At 35.7% G+C, this 23,890-nt stretch carries 25 protein-coding genes, 2 pseudogenes and 1 riboswitch; of the genes and pseudogenes, 22 read left to right on the plus strand and 5 right to left on the minus strand.

All coding sequences use genetic code 11. From position 1 onward, the window contains the following. The first annotated feature begins 1 nt into the window (after position 1). The 21 genes and pseudogenes from infA (at position 2) to ctlX (ending at position 17,418) form a co-directional block, all read left to right on the plus strand. Positions 2-217 (plus strand): translation initiation factor IF-1, encoded by a 216-nt coding sequence (gene infA, locus BSU00_RS10360; RefSeq protein ID WP_024740627.1) that lies wholly within the window; start codon positions 2-4, stop codon positions 215-217. A gap of 12 nt (positions 218-229) precedes the next feature. After that, positions 230-346 carry a type B 50S ribosomal protein L36 gene (gene ykgO, locus BSU00_RS10365; RefSeq protein ID WP_010181906.1) on the plus strand — a complete coding sequence of 39 codons (117 nt, stop codon included), beginning with the start codon at positions 230-232 and terminating at the stop codon, positions 344-346. Positions 347-348: 2 nt separating this feature from the next. Next, complete coding sequence (gene rpsM / locus BSU00_RS10370) at positions 349-714, plus strand: 30S ribosomal protein S13 (protein ID WP_105004323.1); 366 nt, start codon at positions 349-351, stop codon at positions 712-714. 32 nt (positions 715-746) lie between these two features. Further along, positions 747-1,133 (plus strand): 30S ribosomal protein S11, encoded by a 387-nt coding sequence (rpsK, locus tag BSU00_RS10375; protein WP_105004324.1) that lies wholly within the window; start codon positions 747-749, stop codon positions 1,131-1,133. 118 nt (positions 1,134-1,251) lie between these two features. Beyond that, a pseudogene (gene rpsD, locus BSU00_RS10380) lies at positions 1,252-1,858 on the plus strand (30S ribosomal protein S4). A 98-nt stretch (positions 1,859-1,956) separates the two neighbouring features. Next, entirely contained in the window at positions 1,957-2,949 is a 993-nt protein-coding gene (locus BSU00_RS10385) for a DNA-directed RNA polymerase subunit alpha (RefSeq protein ID WP_105004325.1), read from the plus strand. A 61-nt stretch (positions 2,950-3,010) separates the two neighbouring features. Next, entirely contained in the window at positions 3,011-3,490 is a 480-nt protein-coding gene (gene rplQ / locus BSU00_RS10390; protein ID WP_105004326.1) for a 50S ribosomal protein L17, read from the plus strand. 93 nt (positions 3,491-3,583) lie between these two features. Beyond that, positions 3,584-4,693: a glutamine-hydrolyzing carbamoyl-phosphate synthase small subunit gene (carA, locus tag BSU00_RS10395; protein ID WP_105004327.1), complete on the plus strand. Its 1,110-nt coding sequence runs from the start codon at positions 3,584-3,586 to the stop codon at positions 4,691-4,693. Positions 4,694-4,824: 131 nt separating this feature from the next. Further along, positions 4,825-6,114 (plus strand): phosphopyruvate hydratase, encoded by a 1,290-nt coding sequence (gene eno / locus BSU00_RS10400; RefSeq protein WP_105004328.1) that lies wholly within the window; start codon positions 4,825-4,827, stop codon positions 6,112-6,114. Between the two features lie 182 nt (positions 6,115-6,296). Continuing rightward, positions 6,297-7,583: a citrate synthase gene (locus tag BSU00_RS10405; RefSeq protein WP_105004329.1), complete on the plus strand. Its 1,287-nt coding sequence runs from the start codon at positions 6,297-6,299 to the stop codon at positions 7,581-7,583. A 56-nt stretch (positions 7,584-7,639) separates the two neighbouring features. Next, on the plus strand, positions 7,640-8,596 hold the full coding sequence (rocF, locus tag BSU00_RS10410) for an arginase (RefSeq protein ID WP_105004330.1): 957 nt from the start codon (positions 7,640-7,642) through the stop codon (positions 8,594-8,596). Between the two features lie 547 nt (positions 8,597-9,143). Beyond that, positions 9,144-9,238, plus strand: a riboswitch (TPP riboswitch). Between the two features lie 62 nt (positions 9,239-9,300). After that, on the plus strand, positions 9,301-9,504 hold the full coding sequence (gene thiS / locus BSU00_RS10420) for a sulfur carrier protein ThiS (protein ID WP_105004332.1): 204 nt from the start codon (positions 9,301-9,303) through the stop codon (positions 9,502-9,504). Positions 9,505-9,549: 45 nt separating this feature from the next. Then, positions 9,550-11,409: a phosphomethylpyrimidine synthase ThiC gene (thiC, locus tag BSU00_RS10425; protein ID WP_105004333.1), complete on the plus strand. Its 1,860-nt coding sequence runs from the start codon at positions 9,550-9,552 to the stop codon at positions 11,407-11,409. Between the two features lie 10 nt (positions 11,410-11,419). Continuing rightward, complete coding sequence (locus BSU00_RS10430) at positions 11,420-12,016, plus strand: thiamine phosphate synthase (RefSeq protein WP_105004334.1); 597 nt, start codon at positions 11,420-11,422, stop codon at positions 12,014-12,016. A 5-nt stretch (positions 12,017-12,021) separates the two neighbouring features. Then, positions 12,022-12,789 (plus strand): hydroxymethylpyrimidine/phosphomethylpyrimidine kinase, encoded by a 768-nt coding sequence (locus BSU00_RS10435; RefSeq protein WP_105004335.1) that lies wholly within the window; start codon positions 12,022-12,024, stop codon positions 12,787-12,789. Beyond that, positions 12,779-13,420 (plus strand): thiamine phosphate synthase, encoded by a 642-nt coding sequence (gene thiE, locus BSU00_RS10440; protein ID WP_105004336.1) that lies wholly within the window; start codon positions 12,779-12,781, stop codon positions 13,418-13,420. The genes BSU00_RS10435 and thiE overlap by 11 nt, the downstream gene beginning before the upstream one ends. A gap of 25 nt (positions 13,421-13,445) precedes the next feature. Continuing rightward, positions 13,446-14,215 (plus strand): annotated as a pseudogene (locus BSU00_RS10445) (thiazole synthase). A 3-nt stretch (positions 14,216-14,218) separates the two neighbouring features. Next, positions 14,219-15,328: a 2-iminoacetate synthase ThiH gene (thiH, locus tag BSU00_RS10450; protein WP_105004337.1), complete on the plus strand. Its 1,110-nt coding sequence runs from the start codon at positions 14,219-14,221 to the stop codon at positions 15,326-15,328. Positions 15,329-15,337: 9 nt separating this feature from the next. Further along, positions 15,338-16,126, plus strand: coding sequence for a ThiF family adenylyltransferase (locus BSU00_RS10455; RefSeq protein WP_369820320.1), 789 nt, complete (start codon positions 15,338-15,340; stop codon positions 16,124-16,126). A gap of 56 nt (positions 16,127-16,182) precedes the next feature. Continuing rightward, positions 16,183-16,401 (plus strand): rhodanese-like domain-containing protein, encoded by a 219-nt coding sequence (locus tag BSU00_RS14075; protein WP_369820321.1) that lies wholly within the window; start codon positions 16,183-16,185, stop codon positions 16,399-16,401. Positions 16,402-16,458: 57 nt separating this feature from the next. After that, positions 16,459-17,418 carry a citrulline utilization hydrolase CtlX gene (gene ctlX, locus BSU00_RS10460; RefSeq protein ID WP_105004338.1) on the plus strand — a complete coding sequence of 320 codons (960 nt, stop codon included), beginning with the start codon at positions 16,459-16,461 and terminating at the stop codon, positions 17,416-17,418. A 301-nt stretch (positions 17,419-17,719) separates the two neighbouring features. Here ctlX and BSU00_RS10465 read toward each other — a convergent pair whose 3' ends face one another. The 3 genes from BSU00_RS10465 to BSU00_RS10475 all read right to left on the minus strand — a co-directional run bounded on the left by BSU00_RS10465 (position 17,720) and on the right by BSU00_RS10475 (position 21,691). After that, the gene (locus tag BSU00_RS10465; protein ID WP_105004339.1) at positions 17,720-18,172 is read right to left on the minus strand and encodes a hypothetical protein; all 453 of its coding nucleotides are present in this window, start codon (positions 18,170-18,172) and stop codon (positions 17,720-17,722) included. A 160-nt stretch (positions 18,173-18,332) separates the two neighbouring features. Beyond that, a complete protein-coding gene (locus BSU00_RS10470) occupies positions 18,333-21,230 on the minus strand; it encodes an FAD-binding and (Fe-S)-binding domain-containing protein (RefSeq protein WP_105004340.1) in 2,898 nt (965 codons plus the stop codon). Between the two features lie 2 nt (positions 21,231-21,232). Beyond that, positions 21,233-21,691, minus strand: a complete 459-nt coding sequence (locus tag BSU00_RS10475; RefSeq protein WP_105004341.1) for an Lrp/AsnC family transcriptional regulator — start codon at positions 21,689-21,691, stop codon at positions 21,233-21,235. 154 nt (positions 21,692-21,845) lie between these two features. Between BSU00_RS10475 and BSU00_RS10480 the strand changes: the two genes are divergently transcribed. Then, the gene (locus tag BSU00_RS10480; protein WP_105004342.1) at positions 21,846-22,658 is read left to right on the plus strand and encodes a DUF1338 domain-containing protein; all 813 of its coding nucleotides are present in this window, start codon (positions 21,846-21,848) and stop codon (positions 22,656-22,658) included. A gap of 71 nt (positions 22,659-22,729) precedes the next feature. Here the strand turns inward: BSU00_RS10480 and BSU00_RS10485 are convergent, their stop codons facing one another. Continuing rightward, positions 22,730-23,623: a bestrophin family protein gene (locus tag BSU00_RS10485; RefSeq protein WP_233188702.1), complete on the minus strand. Its 894-nt coding sequence runs from the start codon at positions 23,621-23,623 to the stop codon at positions 22,730-22,732. Further along, on the minus strand, positions 23,577-23,696 hold the full coding sequence (locus tag BSU00_RS14080; protein WP_233188703.1) for a bestrophin family ion channel: 120 nt from the start codon (positions 23,694-23,696) through the stop codon (positions 23,577-23,579). Before BSU00_RS14080 ends, BSU00_RS10485 begins: the two co-directional genes overlap by 47 nt. Positions 23,697-23,890: the final 194 nt, after the last annotated feature.

A 23,890-nucleotide genomic window follows, 5' to 3' on the forward strand; every position in this document is an offset into this window, starting at 1 on the left:
TATGGCTAAACAACCAGCTATTCAACAAGACGGAACGATTACAGAAGCATTATCAAATGCTATGTTTCGTGTAGAATTAGAGAACGGACATATTGTTACGGCTCACATTTCGGGTAAAATGCGTATGCATTACATCAAATTATTACCAGGAGATAAGGTAAAATTAGAAATGAGTCCTTATGATTTATCTAAAGCAAGAATTACTTACAGATATTAAAACACAAAACTGATGAAAGTAAGAGCATCATTGAAAAAAAGAAGTGCCGACTGCAAAATTGTTCGCAGAAAGGGCAGATTATATGTAATAAACAAAAAGAATCCTAGATTTAAACAAAGACAAGGTTAGTTATGGCAAGAATCGCAGGTATAGATATTCCAAAGAATAAAAGAGGAGTTATAGCTTTAACTTATATCTTTGGTATAGGAAACAGTAGAGCTAAAGAGATTTTAGCTACTGCAAATATTGATGAGAGTATCAAAGTTCAAGATTGGACTGATGATCAAATTGCAGCAATTCGTGAGCAAGTTGGAACTTACACTATAGAGGGTGAGTTACGTTCTGAAGTTCAATTAAGCATTAAGCGTTTAATGGACATCGGATGTCAAAGGGGTATTCGTCACAGACTTGGATTACCACTAAGAGGGCAAAGAACTAAGAATAACTCTCGTACAAGAAAAGGTAAGAGAAAAACTGTAGCTAACAAGAAAAAATAATCCTTGATTATTTTTTACAATTGTAAAGAATTATGGCAAAGTCTAAAGTAACAAAGAAACGTAAAGTTGTAATTGAGTCAGTAGGTGAAGCACACGTAACTGCATCATTCAACAATATCATTATATCTTTAACAAATAAAAAAGGAGATGTTATCTCTTGGTCTTCAGCTGGAAAAATGGGCTTTAGAGGTTCTAAAAAGAATACTCCTTACGCAGCTCAATTAGCTGCTGAAGATTGTGCATCAGTTGCAAAAGAAGCTGGTTTACGTAAAGTTAAAGTATATGTAAAAGGACCAGGTAACGGAAGAGAATCTGCAATCAGATCTATCCATAATGCTGGAATCGAAGTAACAGAAATTATCGATGTTACACCAATTCCTCACAATGGATGTCGTCCACCTAAAAGAAGAAGAGTATAAGCTGATTTATCGCAGCTTATATGCTTAATTTTAATTATTAATAATTTTAACCTAAGTAGGATATACGATTATCGAAGGAGTACGCCTTAATTCATAATCCCTACTCAATTTAATAGAAATGGCAAGATATACAGGACCAAAAACAAAGATTGCTCGTAAATTTGGCGAAGCAATTTTTCGGAGACGATAAGAACTTCGAAAAAAGAAACTATCCTCCAGGACAACATGGAGTTGGTAAGAGAAGAGGAAAGAAATCAGAATATGCGATTCAATTAATGGAAAAGCAAAAAGCGAAATATACCTACGGTATTTTAGAGCGTCAATTCAGTAACTTATTTAAAAAAGCATCAGCCTCTAAGGGTATTACTGGTGAAGTTTTATTGCAGTTATGTGAGTCTCGTTTAGACAATGTAGTGTTCCGTTTAGGTATTGCTAATTCAAGAAGAGCAGGTCGTCAATTGGTTTCTCACCGTCATATTACTGTGAATGGTGAAATCGTTAACATTCCTTCTTACCGATTAAAAGCTGGAGATGTAGTAGCCGTAAGAGAAAAATCTAAATCATTAGAGGCTATTGAAAATGCATTAGCTGCTAATAGTAATGTATACGAATGGTTATCGTGGAATGCAGACCAAAAATCTGGTACTTTTATCAAAGCTCCAGAGAGATTACAGATTCCTGAGAACATCAAAGAGCAATTAATTGTAGAATTATACTCTAAATAATAATTAACAATATTGGTATTTAGCCAAAGGGTTTGTTAGACATTCTTCACACTTTCAAACCGCGCAACTAAATAACAATTAAAACGAAGAACTAATATATGGCAATTTTAAATTTTCAAAAACCAGATAAAGTTATCATGATTGAATCTACAGATTTTTCTGGTAGATTTGAGTTCAGACCTTTAGAACCTGGTTTCGGCTTAACAGTAGGTAATGCACTGCGTAGAGTTTTGTTATCTTCTTTAGAAGGTTTCGCTATTACGTCATTGCGTGTCGACGGAGTCGATCATGAATTTTCAACTATTCAAGGTGTTGTTGAAGATGTTACTGAAATAATTTTGAACTTAAAACAAGTTCGTTTCAAAAAGCAGATTGAAGATACTGATAGAGAAACTGTATCTATTTCTGTTTCAGGACAAGAACAATTAACCGCAGGAGACTTGCAAAAGTTTATCTCAGGTTTTCAAGTTTTAAATCCAGAGTTAGTGATATGTAACATGGATAAGTCTGTTAGCTTAGGTGCTGAAATTACTATCGAAAAAGGTAGAGGTTTTGTACCTGCTGAAGAGAATAAACGTACGGGTAGTCCTATGGGAACTATCTTTACAGATTCTATTTACACACCAATTAAGAATGTAAAATACGCGATAGAAAACTTTCGTGTAGAGCAGAAAACAGATTATGAAAAATTAATTTTTGACATAGATACCGATGGATCTATAAATCCTAAGGATGCTTTAACCGAGGCAGCAAAAATTTTAATTCACCATTTTATGTTATTCTCTGATGAGCGTATTACTCTGGAAGCTGATGAAATAGCCCAAACCGAGACATACGATGAGGAATCATTACACATGCGTCAATTGTTAAAGACCAAATTAGTAGATATGGATCTTTCAGTACGTGCGTTAAACTGTTTAAAAGCGGCAGAAGTAGATACTTTAGGAGATTTAGTATCATTCAATAAAAGTGACTTAATGAAGTTTAGAAACTTTGGTAAAAAATCATTAACTGAGTTAGAAGAGTTAGTGCATAATAAAGGCCTTAATTTTGGAATGGATTTAAGTAAATATAAATTAGATAGAGATTAACCTTTCATATTTTGCTCCTTTATAGGAAGTAGAAGCAAGATGAAAGCTAAACCCAAATGTCATGAGACACGGAAAGAAATTTAATCATTTAGGTAGAAAGACAGCACATAGAAAAGCAATGTTGTCTAATATGGCTTGTTCTTTAATAGAGCATAAACGAATTAACACTACAGAAGCAAAAGCCAAAGCTTTGCGTAAATTCGTAGAGCCTCTAATTACCAAATCAAAAGCAGACACTACACACAACCGTCGAGTTGTTTTTAGTTATTTGCGTAACAAATTTGCAGTGACAGAACTTTTCAAAGAGATTTCTGTTAAGGTAGCGGATAGACCAGGAGGATATGTTCGTATCATCAAATTAGGAAACCGTCAAGGAGATAACGCTCCTATGGCAATGGTAGAACTAGTAGATTACAACGAGTTATACAATCCAAAAGGAAATAAGGCTAAAAAGTCTACACGTCGAAGCCGTCGTGGAGGTGGTAAAAAGGCTGAAACTCCAGCTGCTGTCGAAACACAAGCAAGCCAAGAAGAAGAATAAAAATGAAAATTTTTAGCAATCATATTAAAGGGATGAACATTTTATGTTTATCCCTTTTTTATATTTTTGCAAACAAATTATACAACACACTAAATGAAATACCAGCCACGTAACAAAGCATTAGTTTTATTAGCAGATGGAACTATTTTTTATGGAAAATCTATCGGAATAGAAGGAACTGCTACCGCAGAAATCTGTTTTAATACCGGTATGACTGGGTACCAGGAAATTTTTACTGATCCGTCGTATTACGGACAGATAATGGTAACCACCAATGCACACATCGGAAATTATGGTGTAAACGATAGAGAAGTTGAATCGGAAGGAATTAAGATATCCGGTTTAGTATGTAGAAATTTTAGTTTCATTCATTCCCGTCCTGATTCCAATGGAAGCTTAAAGGATTGGTTTGTTAAACACAATTTAGTAGCTATTTCGGATGTCGATACCAGAGCATTAGTTTCCTACATTAGAGAGAATGGTGCGATGAATGCGATTATTTCTACCGATATAGAAAATATAGATGCTCTAAAAGAGCAATTAGCGAGAACTCCAAAAATGGAAGGACTAGAGTTGGCTTCAAAGGTTTCTACCACAGAGCCTTATTTTGTTGGTGACGAAAATGCTCCATTAAAGATATCTGCTTTAGATATCGGAATTAAGAAAAATATTTTAAGAAACTTAGCCAAGAGAGGAGCTTATATTAAGGTATATCCATACAATGCCTCTTTTGAAGAGATGCAAAATTTCTCTCCAGATGGATATTTTATTTCTAATGGCCCTGGGGATCCTGAGCCGCTAGTAGATGCGCAAAACCTAGCAAGAGAAATTATCGCCAGAGACCTTCCTTTGTTTGGTATATGTCTAGGGCATCAAGTTATTGCCTTAGCAAATGGTATTTCTACCTATAAAATGCACAATGGACATAGAGGGATTAACCATCCAGTTAAAAACTTAGTAACTGGTAAAGGCGAAATTACTTCTCAAAATCACGGTTTTGCTATTAATAGAGAAGAGACCGAAGCGCATGGAGATGTCGAAATAACACATGTACATCTAAATGATCATACTGTTGCAGGCATAAAAATGAAAAGTAAAAACGTATTTTCTGTGCAATACCATCCCGAGGCAAGCCCGGGACCAAACGACGCAGAATATTTGTTCGATCAATTCATTGAAAATATAAAAAAATCAAAAGCATAATAAAATTCCCGTTTTTCTAACGGGAATTTGTCTTTGATAACGTTTTCGCAAAATCACCTATTAATTCACAGAGAAACGTGTAGTATTTTGTAAATTGCTACCGTCAATTCTAGAAAAATAAATATATAATTATGAGTATTATTATAAACATCCACGCACGTCAAATTTTTGATTCAAGAGGAAATCCTACGGTAGAGGTAGACGTAACAACCGAAAATGGGATTCAGGGTCGAGCTGCAGTACCATCGGGAGCATCTACTGGTGAGCACGAAGCAGTCGAGTTACGTGATGGAGGTAATACCTATATGGGAAAAGGAGTATTAAAAGCAGTTGAAAATGTAAATACGCTAATCGCCGAAGAGTTATTAGGAGTATCTGTTTTTGAGCAAAATCTAGTCGATAAAATTATGATCGATTTAGACGGAACTCCAAATAAATCAAAATTAGGGGCTAATGCTATTTTAGGGGTATCGCTAGCGGTCGCAAAAGCTGCTGCAAACGAGTTAGGATTGCCTTTGTATCGCTATGTAGGTGGTGTTTCTGCCAATACTATGCCAGTTCCAATGATGAATATTATCAACGGCGGTTCGCATTCCGATGCACCGATTGCTTTTCAGGAATTCATGATCATGCCGGTTAAAGCAGCTACCTTTTCACAAGCGATGCAAATTGGATCTGAAATTTTTCATCATTTAAAAAAGGTATTGCACGATAGAGGTCTTTCTACTGCAGTAGGTGATGAAGGTGGTTTTGCACCTACCTTAAATGGAACAGAGGACGCCATAGAAACTATAGCACTAGCTACTAAAAACGCTGGGTATTCTTTTGGAGACGAAATTATGATAGCTTTAGACTGTGCGGCGGCAGAGTTTTATGTAAATAGTACCTACGATTATACAAAATTTGAAGGAGACAAAGGACAAATTCGCAGCAGTGAGGAACAAGCAAACTACTTAGCGGAATTAACTGAAAAGTATCCTATTATATCTATTGAAGATGGAATGGATGAAAATGATTGGGATGGTTGGAAATACCTTACGGAGAAGATAGGGGATAAAGTACAACTTGTAGGAGATGACTTGTTCGTAACCAACGTAGAGAGACTCGCAAGAGGAATAGAAAATGGAATCGCAAATTCTATTCTTATTAAAGTTAATCAAATCGGAACATTAACAGAAACCATCGCTGCGGTAAACATGGCTCATAATGCCGGATACACCTCTGTCATGAGTCATAGATCAGGGGAAACTGAGGATAATACCATAGCAGATTTAGCGGTAGCACTTAATACCGGGCAAATAAAAACAGGATCTGCATCTCGTTCTGATCGCATGGCCAAATACAATCAGTTATTACGTATTGAAGAAAACCTGGCAGACATCGCTTTTTACCCACAAAAAAAGGCTTTTAAAATACAATAATCAACACATATTTTATTCTTAAAATCCCTAAGGCTTCTGGTCTTAGGGATTGTTTTTTATCATATCTATAAAATAATACCATTTATTTTTTAGGACTAAAAAGTATTGGGTTCCCTTTTTCAAAATTTACAAAAAAATGGTATCTTCGCAACTCACTTCAATTAAAAAAATATAAATATATAATGTCAGATATAGCAAAACTACAAATTGGCGAAAACACCTATGAATTCCCCCTAATACAAGGAACTGAAAATGAAACAGCTATCGATATAAAAACATTAAGAGCAGTTTCCAATGGTGTTGTTACCATTGACCCAGGTTTCAAAAACACAGGTTCTTGTCAAAGTGCTATAACATTTTTAGATGGAGAAAAGGGAATTTTGAGATATAGAGGATATTCTATTGAAGAGTTAGCAGAGAAAGCGGATTTTTTAGAGGTAGCCTATCTTTTAATATTCGGTGATTTACCGACAAAAGCCCAGTTAGATAAATTTTACAATGACATACTAGATAATGCGATTGTGGATGATGATATTAAAAAAATAATTGATGCATTCCCTAAAAATGCGCATCCAATGGGTGTGTTATCGTCATTAACATCTTCGTTAACAGCTTTCAATCCTTCTTCTGTAAATGTAGATTCAGAAGAAGATATGTACAATGCAATTGTAAAAATAATGGGGAAATTCCCTGTTTTAGTTGCTTGGACAATGCGCAAATTAAACGGGTTGCCATTACACTACGGATCTCGTAAATTAGGATATGTTGAGAATGTGATGAAAATGATGTTCGAGAAGCCTAACGAGGAGTACGACATCAATCCTATTGTAAAAAATGCACTAGATAAATTATTAATATTACACGCAGATCACGAGCAAAATTGTTCTACTTCTACGGTTCGTATTGTGGGGTCATCTCATGCTGGTCTTTTTGCTTCTATTTCTGCAGGAATATCTGCATTATGGGGGCCTCTTCATGGGGGAGCAAACCAGGCAGTATTAGAAATGTTAGAAGCTATTAAGAAGGATGGTGGCGATACCAAAAAGTACATGGGTAAAGCGAAAGACAAGGAAGATCCTTTCCGATTGATGGGCTTCGGACACAGAGTGTATAAGAATTTTGATCCAAGGGCAAAAATTATTAAAGTAGCTGCAGATGAAGTATTAGGTGATCTTGGAGTACAAGATCCGGTATTAGATATAGCCAAAGGTTTAGAGCAAGAAGCTTTAAATGATGCCTATTTTGTAGATAGAAAGCTGTATCCTAACGTAGATTTTTATTCAGGAATCATCTACAGAGCTATGGGAATTCCGGTCGAAATGTTTACGGTAATGTTTGCCTTAGGCCGCCTGCCAGGTTGGATTGCACAATGGAAAGAAATGCGTTTACGCAAAGAACCAATTGGAAGACCACGTCAGATATATTCTGGTGAAAATTATCGTCCATTTGTACCTTTAGACAAAAGATAAAAATAAAAATGTCATTTATAGTTAAATGACATTTTTATTTAGCACATAAAAATCAAATGAAAGAAGTAAAAATCATCAAGAATCGATCGGATATTGGAGCAGGAACACGAGGCTCTGATATGGGAATTGATGCTTTAGAAATCGCAGCCATAAATAAAGGAAGTAATTATTTCGAACAATATAATTTTGAAGATGTAATTACAGAGAATGAGTCTATTTACAACAAGGTTAATAATTCCTTTGCAAAAAGAATTGAAAGTGTTTTTAACCAGTGTAAAAGACTTTCTAACCATGTAAAAGTAAACTTACAGGAAAATAACTTCCCGGTTGTTTTATCAGGTGATCATTCTTCTGCCCTTGGTACTATTAGTGGTGTTAAGGCCGCTAACCCAAATAAAACGGTTGGGGTTATTTGGATAGATGCGCATGCTGATTTGCATTCACCGTATACTTCACCCTCAGGAAATATTCATGGGATGCCCTTAGCTGCTGCAATAGCAGACGATAATTTGGACTGTCTTATAAACGATGTTGATAGGGAAACCGCAGAGTTATGGGAAAGAATGAAAAATATTGGTGTTCATGGTCAAAAGGTATTGCCAGAGCACATTGTTTATTTTGGTGTAAGAGATACAGAAGAACCGGAAGATAAGCAAATTGAAAAATTGGGCATAAAGAACTACAAAGTTGCTGAAGTTCGATATCGAGGCCTTGAAGTATGTGTTACCGAGTCGTTACAAAGACTAAGTGATTGTGATATCCTTTACGTTTCTTTTGATGTAGACGGCATGGATTGTGATATGATTTCCTACGGTACAGGAACTCCTGTTCCAAAAGGCTTTGATCCAGACGAAGTAATCACTATTATAGAGAAGCTTATGGAAAGTAAAAAGGTTGCTTGTTTGGAGATTGTAGAGATAAATCCATTGTTAGATTTAAAAGGTAATAAGATGGCCGAAACGGCTTTTGATATTCTTGAATCGGTAACCGAGATTTGGAAGACTTTCGCTTGATTAATATCGATTAAAAAACAAGGGGCTATATGCGATGTATAGGCCCTTTTAAAGTATAATTCCTAAGGGTGGATTTTTTCGAAATAAACGATAGTACACATTCTAATTTTATAACTTATTCCTTGAGGCGTAATTCGTAGTTTGGTCGTGATGTTGTATCCCTTCTCTTTTTTGTTTTTAGTACTGCTTTTTTTGAGGTAAAATTTTTCTTTCGGATGTAGTTTGTAGGTACTTTTCACATTCGATTTTTTTCGGTTCCATGCTTCTTTATGCATTATTGTATACCTGCGTAAATACAATACCAGTATTTTGTCCTTGATGTCCTTTTATTCAGGATTAATACTGCTAAATTTCGCAACTGAGTTTTTTTGAGTAGCCTAAGGAAATCTTTGGCTGTTATTACTTTCACTTTTTCTACAAATGAGATGTTTGAGTAAGAGGTATTAAAGAGGTAAATATTGTCTTAAGCGTACCCCAAACAAGTAGGAGTGTTTTTTCTAAAAATAATTTTTTTTTCTGCTTTAAAAGAAACTAGTATCTTTGAATTTGTAAACTTTAGGAGTAACTGATCATTCAGTTTGAGAAATATCCTTGGAACCTGATATGGTTAATACCAGCGTAGGGAAAAGTTGGCTTATGTCTTTTGGCACTAAGTTTTTATTTCTATTATTCCTTCCTTTGGTTTACTTAATTAATGATTTTTTATGATATCTATACAAGTAAACGACCTACAAAAAAAATTTGATGCAGAACTAAGTATTCAAGAATTAGTAGCGAAAATGCAAATTTCCTCAAGCGGAATTGCTGTTGCAGTAAACAGCTCTGTAGTAAAAAAAGAAGATTGGTCCTCCAAAATTGTAAAGAACAACGATACGGTATTAATTATAACTTCCACCCAGGGCGGATAGTACTTTTCGAAACAACAAACACTAACAAAACAATATATTCTTACCATGAAGAAAAAAGATACAGCTCCAAAGCAAAATGGAATCACCAGAAATCCATTTCCAAATTCAAAAAAAATTTATGTAAAAGGGGAAATACATCCTGAAATTCAAGTTGCAATGCGAGAGATAACTTTAAGTGATACCGTAGATTCTATGACTAAAAAGAGAACTCCAAACGAACCTGTTACCGTATATGATACTTCAGGGCCATATACCGATCCGGAGAAGTCTATTAACATTCATGATGGTCTAGAACGCATCAGGGAATCTTGGATAAGAAGTAGAGGTGACGTTGAAGAATTACCAGAATTTTCTTCTCAATATTGTAATAAAAGATTAAATGATCCTTCTTTAGATCACTTACGATTTAATCATTTAAACAAACCGCTGCGAGCTAAAAAAGGAAAAAACGTAACGCAATTGCATTACGCTAAACAAGGAATAATAACTCCAGAGATGGAGTATATCGCAATTCGTGAGAACCAACGAATTGACGAAATGACACGTTTGACCAAGCAACATCCTGGGCAAGATTTCGGTGCTAGTATTCCAAAAAAAATCACCCCAGAATTTGTTAGAGAAGAGGTAGCTCGCGGAAGAGCTGTTATTCCTTCTAACATAAACCATCCGGAAGCAGAACCCATGATTTTAGGACGAAATTTCTTGGTGAAAATAAACGCTAATATTGGAAATTCTGCAACGACTTCGTCTATTGAAGAAGAGGTAGAAAAAGCGGTCTGGGCCTGTCGTTGGGGTGCGGATAACATTATGGATTTATCTACGGGTAAAAATATTCATGAAACACGAGAATGGATTATTAGGAATTCTCCGGTACCAGTAGGAACAGTTCCAATATACCAAGCACTCGAAAAAGTGAATGGTGTAGCAGAAGACTTAACTTGGGAGATTTTTAGAGATACTTTAATTGAACAAGCCGAACAGGGTGTAGATTACTTTACCATTCACGCTGGTGTTCTTTTACGTTATGTTCCCATGACAGCAAAAAGAGTTACCGGTATCGTCTCAAGAGGGGGTTCTATTATGGCTAAATGGTGTTTAGCCCATCATAAAGAAAGTTTCCTCTACACACATTTTGAGGAAATTTGTGAGATAATGAAAGCATACGATGTTGCTTTTTCATTGGGAGATGGCTTACGTCCTGGGTCTATAGCAGATGCGAACGATGAGGCGCAGTTTGCCGAGTTAGAAACCCTTGGAGAACTTACTAAAATTGCGAGAAAACACGAGGTACAGTGTTTTATTGAGGGGCCTGGTCACGTTCCAATGCATATGATTAAAGCAAATATGGACAAACAGTTAGAAGCTTGCGATGAAGCTCCATTTTACACGTTAGGTCCATTAACCACAGATATTGCTCCTGGGTACGACCACATCACCTCAGGAATAGGTGCTGCCATGATTGGATGGTTTGGTTGTGCTATGTTGTGTTATGTAACACCAAAAGAACATTTAGGTCTACCTAACAAAGAGGATGTACGAACAGGAGTAGTTACCTACAAATTAGCAGCACATGCGGCAGATTTGGCAAAAGGACATCCAGGAGCACAGCATCGAGATGATGCACTTAGTAAAGCGCGTTTTGAATTCCGATGGGAAGATCAATTCAATCTTGGTTTAGATCCAGAATTAGCACGAGAATATCACGATGAAACACTACCAGCAGAGGGAGCAAAAATTGCGCATTTCTGCTCGATGTGTGGACCTAAATTTTGTTCTATGAAAATCTCACAAGAGGTACGTGATTTTGCAGCTGCAAATAACGTTGAAGGTGAGGAGGTTTTTGCGAAAGGGATGCAAGAAAAATCAGAGGAGTTTAAAGATAAAGGTTCTGAAGTTTACTTATAGAAAAGAGTGTATGATTGTTTTGATTTCGCCAGAGCAAAACGTAACAGAGGAACATTACATCTTGCAGCAGCTTTTCGAAAACGGATTGCAGTATTTTCATTTGAGAAAGCCAGGTAAGAATATCACATATTACAGAAATTACTTAAACAAAATTGATAGCCAATACCATGCAAAAATAGTATTGCATGAATACCATGAATTACAAAAAGATTTCGGCTTGAGAGGGATACACATAAAGGAATACAAAAGAAAGCTCCTGCAAGACTCTTTACAAGATTATTGTGATGCCTATAGAGCAGAAGGATGTTCTATTAGTAGTTCTTTTCATGAACTTCTGGATGTAGAAAGTGCTACATTCAATTTTGATTATTATTTTTTAAGTCCTGTCTTTAATTCGATAACTAAGAAAGGGTATTCCGGACGAAACTTTGATGTAAGGCACAGTGCTAAAAAAATAATAGGTGTAGGAGGAATTAAAGAGGCGAATCTTGCGGAAACAAAGCAATTGGGCTATGCGGGTATTGGTATTTTAGGGGCTGTTTGGAACGCTTCTTGCCCGCAAGAAAACTTTCGGATATTAACCAATACGTGGCAATCTTTAGAATAAAATTTATGAAGGATTCGAATACATACATAGCAAGTATTGCAGGGTTTGATCCAAGCGGCGGTGCGGGAATTATTGCCGATGTAAAAACATTTGAAGCCCATCAGCTATATGGTTTGTCTGTTTGTACGGCTGTAACTGTTCAAAGTGATATTTCCTTTAAATATTGCCAATGGATAGAAGAATCAATAGTAATGGCGCAGCTTGACATACTTTTGGAAAGGTTTAGCATTCCCGTGGTTAAAATAGGAATTGTTTCCTCGTGGAATTTTTTATTGCGAGTCATTAAAAAACTCAAAAAATACAATGAAAATATTAAAATTGTACTAGATCCAGTATTACGAAGTAGTACGGGTTTTGATTTCCATGAGGAAACCTCGCCTGCTAGTATTGAGGAGGTGTTGGCGTCTTGTTTTTTTGTTACACCGAATTTTAATGAAATTAAAATGCTTTTTCCCAATAAAACTTTAGAGCAAGCTATTGCAATAACTACTGCCCATACAAATTTATTTTTGAAAGGCGGACATCGAGAAGATAGGGTAGGTTGGGATGAAATTTATTTCGAGAAAGCCAAACATTTTACATTACCCCCGAATGTTTCTAAAGTATATGATAAGCATGGAAGTGGATGTGTTTTGTCTTCTGCTTTAGCAGCTAATTTAAGCAAAGGGCTATCTGTAGAAGTAGCTTGTGCGAATGCTAAAAGATATATTGAAACCTTTCTAAACTCAAACTCTTCTCTTTTAGGAAATCACAAATATCCCAATGATAAGTAAACTTCATTATATAACCCAGGGAGCTACCCCGGAACAGCATTTAACGTGTGTTCAAAAAGCATGTGCATCTGGTGCAGACTGGATACAATTACGACTAAAAGGTTTTGAAGAGGCGGTGGTATTACAAACTGCTATCAAAGCAAGAGCAATAACAGCTCATTTTCAAACACGATTACTTATAAACGATTATTATAAAGTTGCAAAAGCGGTAGAAGCAGATGGTGTTCATTTAGGGAAAACTGATGCATGTCCTTTAGAGGCTCGTAACTTTCTCGGAAATCTTTTTACCATTGGAGGTACTGCAAATACCCTACAAGATTGCGTAAATTTGATAGCGAAAAAAGTCGATTACATCGGTTTAGGCCCCTATAAATTCACCAAGACTAAAAAGAATTTGAGTCCTGTTTTAGGTTTGGCAGGGTATAAAGTAATTACAGAGGAGTTAGCAACGGAAATTCCAATCATAGCGATAGGAGGAATTACTATAGAAGATGTGCCAGAGCTTATTAAAACAGGAGTACATGGAATAGCGCTCTCTCAAGAAATAACAAATGACTTTAATAGAATACAAGAATTGAGTCGTCTTTTGCAAATGGGAAGTACCCAAGAACAACAATTCAAAATGAAGTAAGCTTATAGACTTTAAAATTAGAATTATGAAAACTTTACAAATTAGTGATAAAATATTCACCTCAAGATTGTTCACAGGAACAGGAAAATTTAGTTCTTCCTTACTAATGCAAGAGGCATTATTGGCCTCAGAAAGTGAATTAATTACGGTGGCCTTAAACGGGTAGATGTAAAAAATGAAGAAGATGCTATTGTATCCTATTTAGACCATCCAAGAATAAATTTATTACCCAATACCTCTGGGGTTCGAACTGCTAAAGAGGCTGTTTTTGCTGCTGAATTGTCTAGAGAAGCATTGGAAACTAATTGGATAAAACTAGAAATTCACCCAGATCCTAGGTATTTACTTCCAGATCCTATTGAAACATTGCAGGCCGCAGAGGAGTTGGTAAAGAGAGGATTTGTAGTAATGCCATACATACACGCCGATCCGGTACTTTGTAAAAGGCTAGAAGAAGTAGGAGTACAATGTGTTATGCCTTTAGGAGCTCCGATAGGAACTAATAAAGGATTGAAAACACTAGAGTTTTTGGAGATAATTATTGAACAGTCTAATGTACCAGTGGTGGTTGATGCGGGAATTGGATCACCTTCTCACGCGGCACAAGCCATGGAATTAGGTGCAGATGCTGTTTTGGTAAATACAGCGATTGCGGTTTCAGAAAATCCTGTTCAAATGGCAAAGGCATTTAAACTGGCTGTTGCGGCAGGAAGAATAGCTTACGAGGCAAAATTAGCACCTATTGTTACTGCAAAAGCGGAAGCCTCAAGTCCTTTAACGAGTTTTTTAGAGTAGATAATGCAATATTTTAAAGATTTATTTAACACCTATAATTGGGAGGCAACACTAGAAAGTATTTATGCTAAAACTGCTAGTCATGTGGAAAGTGCGTTGCAAAAGGAGAAACTGAGTATTGAGGATTTCAAAGCGCTCATATCCCCTGCAGCCAAGCCTTTTTTAGAGCAAATGGCGCAAAAAAGTCAGGAGATAACGAAAAAAAGATTTGGAAATACCATTCAGATGTACGCCCCTATGTATTTGAGTAATGAATGCCAAAATATCTGTACCTATTGCGGGTTTAGCATGACGAACAAAATCCCTAGAAGAACGCTAACCGATACGGAAATATTAGAGGAGGTAGCTTTTCTTAAGAGAAAAGGATACGATCACATTTTGTTGGTAACTGGAGAGGCGAATAAAACTGTTGGGGTAGCGTATTTGAAGAATGCAATATCTTTAATACGCGCTCATTTTTCTAATATCACTATTGAGGTGCAACCGCTAGATCAAGACGAGTATGAATTACTCATACATCATGGTTTGTATGCTGTTTTGGTATACCAAGAGACTTACCACCGCGATGAGTATAAAAAGCACCATCCAAAAGGAAGGAAATCAAATTTTGACTATCGTTTAGATACTCCTGATAGGCTTGGAAGAGCAGGGATTCACAAAATAGGAATTGGCGCACTTTTTGGGCTCGAAGACTGGAGAGCAGATAGTTTTTTTACTGCTTTGCATTTAAAATATTTACAACGAACGTACTGGAAAACAAAGTATTCCATTTCCTTTCCAAGGTTACGTCCGCATTCCGGAGGATTACAACCAAAGGTAGAAATGACAGATGCAGATTTGGTGCAATTAATTTGTGCTTTTCGATTGTTTGATGAAGACGTAGAATTATCCATGTCTACTAGAGAGAGTGAAGTTTTTAGAAATAATATCGTTACTTTAGGGGCAACATCCATAAGTGCTGCATCTAAAACAAACCCGGGAGGTTATTCGGTAGAACCACAATCTTTGGAGCAGTTTGAAATTTCAGATGAGCGAAGTACGGAAGACTTTGTTGCAATGTTGAAAAGTAAAGGATTGGAAGTAGTTTGGAAAGATTGGGAGCATTTTAGTTAAATATTTCTTATGAATTTATCGACACGAGAAAGAAAACACTACGACAGGCATCTAATTTTAGATAAAATTGGAGAAAAAGGACAACTAAAATTAAAACAAGCGAAGGTATTAGTTATCGGTGCTGGTGGTTTAGGGTGTCCGGTGTTACAATATCTAACTGCTGCGGGTGTTGGAACCATAGGGATTATCGATCCTGATGTTGTAGATCAAAGTAATTTACAGCGTCAAATTTTATATACCATAGACGATATAGGGGCTTCAAAGGCAGTTACTGCCTCTAAACGACTTTCAAAATTGAATCCCTTTGTTCAGTTTACTGTTTATCAAGAAAAATTAACGACTAAAAATGCTATTTCTTTATTTGAAATATATGATATCATAGTAGATGGGAGTGATAATTTTGAGACGCGCTATTTAACAAATGATGCGGCCATACTTACTGATAAACCCCTTGTTTATGGAGCGATTTTCAAATTTGAAGGACAAGTAAGTGTTTTCAATTATAACGGTAGTGCTACCTACCGATGTTTGTATCCAACACCACCTAAACCTGAGACCTCTCCCAATTGCTCTGAGATAGGTGTTCTTGGAGTTTTACCAGGTATTATAGGTAGTTTTCAAGCTAACGAAGTAATTAAGATTATTTGTAATATAGGAGAAGTTTTAGCAAATAAACTGCTGATTTATGATACATTAAGTATGCGTCAAGTACTATTAAAATATGAAAAGTCAGATGCGTATACAGTTACTTCTTTAGATAAAGATTATGCTTTTTTTGTGGGATATCGACTTCCGTAGAGGAGATACCATTAACAACATTAGAGCAGCATTCAGATGATTATAACCTATTAGATGTGCGCGAAAATTGGGAGCGAGAAGCATTTCATATCGGAGGGATGCATATTCCTATGCCAGCACTATCGGAACGTTTAGAGGAATTAGATTTAAGTAAACCTCTAGTAGTTTATTGTAAATCAGGCGTGAGAAGTAGACGTGCTGCCCAAATTATAAAACAAGCATCAAAAAATGCAATCGTATTGCAACTAAAAGATGGAATAGGTAGTTCTCCTTAATTTTTAGCAATTGTTTTTTGTTTCTTCCAAGCATTATAATTTGATTATTTTCGTAAGATGAAACAATGTACTAATACCGTTTTAATGGTTCGTCCTGCTCGCTTTGGACCCAACGAGCAAACTGCTGTAAATAATTATTTTCAAAGAGAAAATACGGGCGTATTGCCTGCGACAGTTCAGGTAAAAGCACAGCAAGAATTTGATGCTTTAGTGGCACTTTTACAAGTCGAGGGAATAGGAGTAATTGTACTCGAGGATACTCCTACACCATTGAAGCCAGATGCGGTTTTTCCTAATAATTGGATTTCCTTTCATGAAAATGGAGATGTAGCAATGTATCCGATGTTTGCAGAAAACAGAAGGTTGGAGAGAAGAGAAGATGTTTTGCAAGTTCTCGAAGATAATAATTTTGTAATAGAGCATATTGTAGATTATGCTGAAGCAGAAGAGGAAGGTGTATTCTTAGAAGGAACGGGTAGTATGGTGTTGGATAGAGTACATCGCAAGGCTTATGCTGCAGTATCTCCGCGTACAGATGAAGATTTGTTTATAGAGTTTTGTGAAGATTTTGAGTATACACCGGTAATTTTTTCGGCGTATCAAAGTAGCATGAACAAAAAAGAATTGATCTATCACACCAATGTCATGCTGTGTATTGCGGAAACTTTTGCTATTGTCGCTTTAGAAACTATAATAGATAAAAAGGAAAGAAAGAATGTACTAAAGCATTTAAAATCTAACGCAAAAGAGATCGTTGCAATTACCGAAAAACAGATGCAGCACTTTGCAGGAAATATGTTGCAACTTTGCGGAGAAAATGAAACACTTTACTTAGTAATGAGTACTAGCGCCTACAAGGTGCTTACCGAAGCACAATTAGCTGTTATTGAAAAGCATTGTACCGTTATACATGCAGACATAAGCACGATAGAAAAGTATGGTGGTGGAAGTGTTCGATGTATGTTAGCAGAGGTGTTTTTTACCAAAAGCGAACTAGGTTCGGTCGTGATTTGTTAAAAAGTAAATAATCTCTCCAATAGCAGTTCGTAATCCGTGCCTGTGGTTTCATTTTACTTTATATAGTTTAGGGTGTCATACACGTCTTTCTGTTTCTATTATTTATGAGAAAATCTATATATTTTGTGCATGACCTAAATAATGAATACCCATTTACACCCTTTTGAAATGTTAAAAATTGGGCAACATAAAAATATGTATCTGTAACAGTTACGAAAAATGGAGGCGTGCTTGGTTTTGCCTTTACAAGTTGCGTACTTTACAAATAAATACCTAGTTTCTATAATTATAGGTATTGATTTTAAGAAATTACCGCTTTGGGTATTTTATAATTCTTGTAGTACTGCATTAATACAAACGAACATATTACAGAGGATGCAATTCCCTCAATAGCTAACGCGAATACCACAAGTTGCAAGCTTAGATTTTGTCCCCAAAATGACGAATCCTCCAAAACCGTCATAAATTCCGCATTAGCAAAGGTAACATAAACGATTAAGCCCACAATAGTTAAAAATACCGCCAACATAGAAGTTCCGGCACCTATAATGAAGTTCTGGGTGTACAGAAGCTCTTTATTTTCTGTAATATTGGTTTTAATAGCCCTATTAATTCCCCATAAAACAATAAAGAAATTGAAAAAACGCAATTCCGAAATTTGTTCAAGACCTAATATTTTCATGAATAGAAAATACCCACTTATTCCAAGAAAGGTTAACAACGCATTGCTAACAATAATTTTACTTTTTGACATAATCAAGAGTTTTAGGTTACACAATCCCTTAAAAATACAAAATAATTAATCTGTAAGCAACTGACAGTTAGTAAAATAGTTTTTTTAACATGCTTTTTTAGGATTAAGCACTTAAATTTTACTGCTAAAGTTGTTTTGTTTTCAATACGGTACTCTAATATTAGCAAATAATAGCCTCCTTCAAAATAGTAATTGGATGTTTTGCTACTCGTTTGGTGCCATCGTAAATTTGGTGCCTACAACTGGTTCCTGCTGCTGCAATTTCTGTCGTATCCTTGCAGTTTCTTATCTTCGGAAATAAAGTGTCTTCTCCAACTTGCATGCTAACTTTATAGTGTTCTTTTTCGTAGCCAAAAGATCCAGCCATACCACAGCATCCTGTATTCATAATGGTGACCTTGTAATGCTCTGGAATATTTAAGACACTAAATGTGGCATGCGTACTTGATAATGCTTTTTGGTGGCAATGGCCATGAATTTTTAATTCTTTACTATCTGAGGTAAACACAGAAGTGTCTATTTTTCCATTTTTATGTGCAGCTGCTAAAAATTCTTCTATAGTATAAGTGTTTTTAGCGATGGCTTCGGCATCTTCCTTTGAATCGGCTAAACGAATGTATTCATCTCTAAACGATAAAATGGCAGAGGGTTCTATTCCAACAAGAGGAGTTTCTTCGGAAATCAAATTTTTAAAAATAGCAATGTTCTTATTAGCGATTATTTTCGCTTCTTTTAAAAATCCTTTAGAAATATAACTTCGACCACTTTCTTCATGTGCAACAGTATTCACCTCGTATCCTAATTTCTCCAAAACAAAAACGGTGTCTTTTCCAATACCTGTATCGTAATAATTGGTAAATTCATCGTTAAATAGATATAGTTTTTTATTGGCTTTCTTTTTAGGGTGTTTTTTTAACCATGCGCTAAGGGTTTGGTTGGCTAAATTTGGAACTGTTCGCGCAGCGGCAACCCCTAATATTTTCTTTGCCAGGGTGGTATTCGTAAAAAAATTAGTAACACTTGGTACGATACTCCCAAGTTTGTTGTATTTCGCATTATTAGCAAATAATTTACTTCGGAGAGAATAACCATTTTCTTCTTGAAACTGGTATAAAAATTCCGCTTTCATAGAAGCGATATCTACATTACTTGGGCATTCTGTGGCACAGGCTTTACAACTTAAGCAGAGGTCTAGCACATCTTTTAGCTCTTGTGAGTTAAACTTATTTTTGGCCGAGTTATTTGTCAATACTTCTCGAAGTGTATTTGCTCTAGCTCTAGTGGTGTCTTTTTCGTTTCGTGTCGCTCGGTAACTCGGGCATAAGGTTCCACCAGCTTCTGGTGATTTTCTGCAATCTCCAGAACCATTACATTTTTCAGCAAGCTTTAAAATACCCTCGCTATCCGAAAAATCTTGAAGCGTTTGAATTTCAGGTTCTTCTCTATCACTTGCATAACGAAGATTTTTGTCCATGGCAAAAGCATCCGTAATTTTTCCCTTGTTGAAGATGTTTTTTGGATCAAATGCTTGCTTAATTCTTCTCAATAATTCATAGTTTTTATCACCAATCATCAATGGAATAAACTCTGCACGAACAATTCCGTCTCCGTGCTCACCACTAAAAGATCCTTGGTATCGCTTTACCAATTCTGCAGTTTCTGTCGTTATTTTTCTGAAGAGTACAACATCTTCTTTTTTCTTTAAATTCAATATCGGACGAAGGTGAAGTTCTCCTGCTCCTGCATGTGCATAATAGACAGCCTCTTGCGCATACTTTGTCATGATTTTTGTGAATTCTTCTATATAGCTGGGTAAATCCTCCAAGGCAACAGCAGTGTCTTCAATACAAGCTACTGCTTTTTTATCGCCTACCATATTTCCAAGCAAGCCTAAACCTGCTTTTCTTAAATGATGTACTTTTGGTATATCCGTGCCATAAACCTTAGGATGGTGGTATCCAAAATTATGAGCTTTTAAATCTGTAATTAATGCATCCGCAAGTATTTCTGCTTCTTCTAGAGAATGTGCACTAACTTCTAGCATTAATACTGCCTCTGGGTCTCCTTGTAAGAAAAATCTGTTCTTTACTTGCTCCCTATTATTTTTGGTACAGTCTAGGATTACTTTATCCATGAGTTCACATGTAAATAAATTGTGTTTCATGGCAGTAACAGTTGCCTTTAAACTTTCATTTACATTGGTAAAATGTGGGCAAACCATAATACTGTGTGAAGGAGGTAAGGCATCTAGTTGTATTGTAATCGCAGTAGAAAATACCAAAGTTCCCTCGCTCCCAGATAAAAATTTAGCAAGATTTACGGTGGGTTCGGTTCCTCCAAATAAATCCGAACTTAAAAATTCATCTACAGCATATCCGGTATTTCTTCTATGGATACTTGCTTTTGGAAATTCTTGTTTTATTTCTCTTTGAATGCTCTCCTGAGAAAGTTCTCTGTAAATAGTTTTGTAAATGGTTCCTTCTAGAGAGTTCTCTGATCGTTTTAATTTAAATTCTTCCGATGTTATTTTTGAAAAATAAGCCTCCGACCCGTCGCTCAAAACTCCTGCAATTGCAATAGTTTTGTCTCTTGTTACTCCGTATCGAATAGAGGTGCTTCCAGAGGAATTGTTACCTACCATTCCTCCAATCATACAGCGGTTAGAAGTAGAAGTGTTTGGACCAAAGAATAATCCAAATTGGTGTAAAAAACGGTTTAAATCGTCTCGAATTATACCTGGTTCTACGGTAATGGTTTTATTTTTTTCATCAAAATCCAATATGTTAGTGAAATGTTTTGAGACATCTACTACAATACCATCACCTACACATTGCCCTGCAAGAGAGGTTCCTGCAGTTCTTGGAATTAAGGTAATTTCGTTTACTTCGGCGAAAGCAATGAGTTTTTTTAGATCTACTTTGTCTTTAGGATATGCTACTGCTAGTGGTATTTTTCGATATACAGAGGCATCTGTTGCATAAATGTTTTTATGCAAGTCATCGAAGAGTAACTCGCCATCTAAGGTGTTTTTTAGTTCTTGAAGCTTTGTAGTGCTCATTGCTATTCTATAGGTATGTTACGTTTAAAACAAGTGTCAAAACAAATAAAGGTGTCTGTTCCGGCGACACCATTTATAAAGTGCACTTTGTCGTAAATAATTTTTTGCAAGTGCCCATTATCTCTTGCAAATATCAGAATAAAAATAGCATAATTACCAGAAACAAAGTTACATTCTACAATTTCTTCTATTTTTTCTAACTCCTGCATTACACTCTTTGCAAATCGTGCTTCTTTAAGCCTTATCCCCGTGTATGATTTTGTTTTATAACCGAGACTGTTTTCGTCTAAAATAAATTCTGCGTTCTTAATAATCCCCTCTTTGGTTAGTTTTTTGATTCTTTGGTGAATTAAAGAATTTGAAACTTTTAACTCCTCTGCAATTTTGGAATATGGTTTTCGAGCGTCTATTCTTAATTTGGATAGAATCTTCTTATCAATATAGTCAAATTGGTCATTCATAAATAGGAAAGGGGTTTTATTTAGTCAAATTGGTTTTTTTAAAGCTAAATTATATTTTTTTGATTTAAAAGGTGTTGTTATAATGTAAAATTACTCAAATTATACCCGAACCAAAAGAAATTCAGGGTAAATTTGTAGCAAATTATTTGATAGTATGAGCACAGCACAAATTTTTGAAAAGTTATGGAAGGAGTACACAGAACGCACTCCATCTGCACAGAAGATAAAAGATTTATTTATCGCGAAAGGAAATACGGTTTTAAACGATCATATCGCAATTAGAACTTTTGATGATCCAACGGTAAATATTGATGTTTTAGCAGTTCCTTTTGTAGAAGCTGGATATGAAGAAAAGGGAGACTATATTTTTGAGGCTAAAAAGTTATACGCAAAACATTACGAGCATGCAACTGATAAAGACGCACCTCGTGTATTTATTAGTCAGTTAAAAACACAGGAGTTTTCTGAGGCTTTACAAATGGAAGTAAAGCATATGATTGACTCTATTGCGGAAAAAGATTTAGATCCATCCGAACTAATATTTAAAGGGCGTTTGTGGGAACAACCGAGTTTTAGCTTGTACCAAAAGCTTCAGGAAGAGAGTGAATATGCTGCTTGGTTGTATGTGAACGGATTTTGTTCCAATCACTTTACCGTAGATGTTAATAAGCTACAGACGTTTGATTCGCTTAAAGAAGTAAATTCCTTTTTAAAAGCAAATGGATTTAAAATGAATACTTCTGGTGGTGAAATTAAAGGAACTCCTGCACAATTCTTGGAACAATCTAGTGTTTTAGCAGATAAAATACCAGTTGCTTTTAAAGAAAGTACTCAAGAAATTACTTCGTGTTATTACGAATTTGCATTCCGACATCCAATGGAGAACGGCGTGCTTTTTTCTGGTTTTATTGCAGGTTCTGCAGACAAGATTTTTGAGAGTACAGATATGAAGCTTCAAGGAGCATAAGCGCAATTTATAAAGTATAAAAAGCCCTTTTTAGAAGGGCTTTTTATTTGCGGTAAATTATCGGTTTGTAATTATAAAATCACATTATTTTTCCAAGTATACGCTTCTGGTATTTCCGTATCGTTGATAAGTTCTCGAATGTCAATTTCTATGCCCCTAGAAAGGTCTGTAATAGGAACGTCATTTGGTCCTCCTTCAAAAGGATTTTCCGAGTTTTCTCCAACGGCTTCCATGGTGAAAAATACCCAAGAGACTAAGGTGCTAAATGGAATTGAAAGCCACACAAAATGTTGTGCAACAAATACTTGTAACTGGTGTAAAATCGCTGATTTTACTTCATGATCTGAAAGGCTAACTAAAATTTTATGCCCAACCACTTCAAATTCTTGCATCATCCCAAACGGCAATAAAATGATAAAGATCCACACAAAAACGAAGTTTAATGTAGCAAATTGTCTCGGATATGGAAAATTTTTAATACGTTCCGATTTTCCTTGAAGGGTATATAATTCTACAATTATTTTTTCAATTTCCATATGGCGAAAATCATCGATATACCCCTTTTGATGAAGTTTTTTAATTTCTTCAGATTGTACACCAAGTATTTGGGAAGCTCTGTTTCCTTTAGAGAATATTTTCTTTTGTTCTTCTTCTGAAAGATAGCTTGAGATGGCCTCCTCCAGTGGGATGTTGTCTTCCAAAACGTAGAGATTCTTCGCTCGGTATTCGATGTTAGATTTGTTTAGTTTTAAATGATTTTCCCATGTTCTCTCGGCACGTAATTGATATCGCAAAGCTGTAAGCCATGCAACGTGACGATGTACTAAAGTTCTGTGTATTTCGTGTAATTGATTTTCTGAATCAGCACCACTGGCAACTATAAAGTCTTTTACCATAATGGTAAACGAACGAGAGCTATTAACAATACCACCCCCAAATTTTTCTTCCTTCCCACATTCGGTCATAAGAGGCATTATTTTTAAAACTTACAATAAATGACACTGCAGTTCCGAGCACTCCCAGTGGTAACCAGAACATAGAGCCATTTCCAACTCAAAAGGTCAAAAAGTACAACAGGAATTGTACTTAAAAGTATGAATATATAGATATATCTTCTCGTCCAAATTAATAATCCTTTTAAAGGAAAGGTTCTTTGTGTGTACATAGTTTTTCAGTATTAACACGAAAATACGCAAATGAAAAGAAACTTTGGTGTTTTGTAAAAACAAACA

This window comes from Tenacibaculum sp. SG-28 (assembly GCF_002954385.1).
In the GTDB taxonomy this organism is placed as follows: domain Bacteria; phylum Bacteroidota; class Bacteroidia; order Flavobacteriales; family Flavobacteriaceae; genus Polaribacter.

Coding starts and splice junctions, on each gene's coding strand:
- BSU00_RS10485 (WP_233188702.1), bottom strand. CDS start 23,623: ATGACCGAATGTGGGAAGGAAGAAAAATTTGGGGGTGGTATTGTTAAT.
- rocF (WP_105004330.1), top strand. CDS start 7,640: ATGAAAGAAGTAAAAATCATCAAGAATCGATCGGATATTGGAGCAGGA.
- ykgO (WP_010181906.1), top strand. CDS start 230: ATGAAAGTAAGAGCATCATTGAAAAAAAGAAGTGCCGACTGCAAAATT.
- infA (WP_024740627.1), top strand. CDS start 2: ATGGCTAAACAACCAGCTATTCAACAAGACGGAACGATTACAGAAGCA.
- rplQ (WP_105004326.1), top strand. CDS start 3,011: ATGAGACACGGAAAGAAATTTAATCATTTAGGTAGAAAGACAGCACAT.
- rpsM (WP_105004323.1), top strand. CDS start 349: ATGGCAAGAATCGCAGGTATAGATATTCCAAAGAATAAAAGAGGAGTT.
- BSU00_RS10430 (WP_105004334.1), top strand. CDS start 11,420: ATGATTGTTTTGATTTCGCCAGAGCAAAACGTAACAGAGGAACATTAC.
- BSU00_RS10475 (WP_105004341.1), bottom strand. CDS start 21,691: ATGAATGACCAATTTGACTATATTGATAAGAAGATTCTATCCAAATTA.
- rpsK (WP_105004324.1), top strand. CDS start 747: ATGGCAAAGTCTAAAGTAACAAAGAAACGTAAAGTTGTAATTGAGTCA.
- thiS (WP_105004332.1), top strand. CDS start 9,301: ATGATATCTATACAAGTAAACGACCTACAAAAAAAATTTGATGCAGAA.
- thiH (WP_105004337.1), top strand. CDS start 14,219: ATGCAATATTTTAAAGATTTATTTAACACCTATAATTGGGAGGCAACA.
- thiE (WP_105004336.1), top strand. CDS start 12,779: ATGATAAGTAAACTTCATTATATAACCCAGGGAGCTACCCCGGAACAG.
- BSU00_RS14080 (WP_233188703.1), bottom strand. CDS start 23,696: ATGTTCTGGTTACCACTGGGAGTGCTCGGAACTGCAGTGTCATTTATT.
- BSU00_RS10480 (WP_105004342.1), top strand. CDS start 21,846: ATGAGCACAGCACAAATTTTTGAAAAGTTATGGAAGGAGTACACAGAA.
- BSU00_RS10470 (WP_105004340.1), bottom strand. CDS start 21,230: ATGAGCACTACAAAGCTTCAAGAACTAAAAAACACCTTAGATGGCGAG.
- BSU00_RS10465 (WP_105004339.1), bottom strand. CDS start 18,172: ATGTCAAAAAGTAAAATTATTGTTAGCAATGCGTTGTTAACCTTTCTT.
- carA (WP_105004327.1), top strand. CDS start 3,584: ATGAAATACCAGCCACGTAACAAAGCATTAGTTTTATTAGCAGATGGA.
- BSU00_RS10435 (WP_105004335.1), top strand. CDS start 12,022: ATGAAGGATTCGAATACATACATAGCAAGTATTGCAGGGTTTGATCCA.
- eno (WP_105004328.1), top strand. CDS start 4,825: ATGAGTATTATTATAAACATCCACGCACGTCAAATTTTTGATTCAAGA.
- BSU00_RS10455 (WP_369820320.1), top strand. CDS start 15,338: ATGAATTTATCGACACGAGAAAGAAAACACTACGACAGGCATCTAATT.
- BSU00_RS10405 (WP_105004329.1), top strand. CDS start 6,297: ATGTCAGATATAGCAAAACTACAAATTGGCGAAAACACCTATGAATTC.
- thiC (WP_105004333.1), top strand. CDS start 9,550: ATGAAGAAAAAAGATACAGCTCCAAAGCAAAATGGAATCACCAGAAAT.
- BSU00_RS10385 (WP_105004325.1), top strand. CDS start 1,957: ATGGCAATTTTAAATTTTCAAAAACCAGATAAAGTTATCATGATTGAA.
- ctlX (WP_105004338.1), top strand. CDS start 16,459: ATGAAACAATGTACTAATACCGTTTTAATGGTTCGTCCTGCTCGCTTT.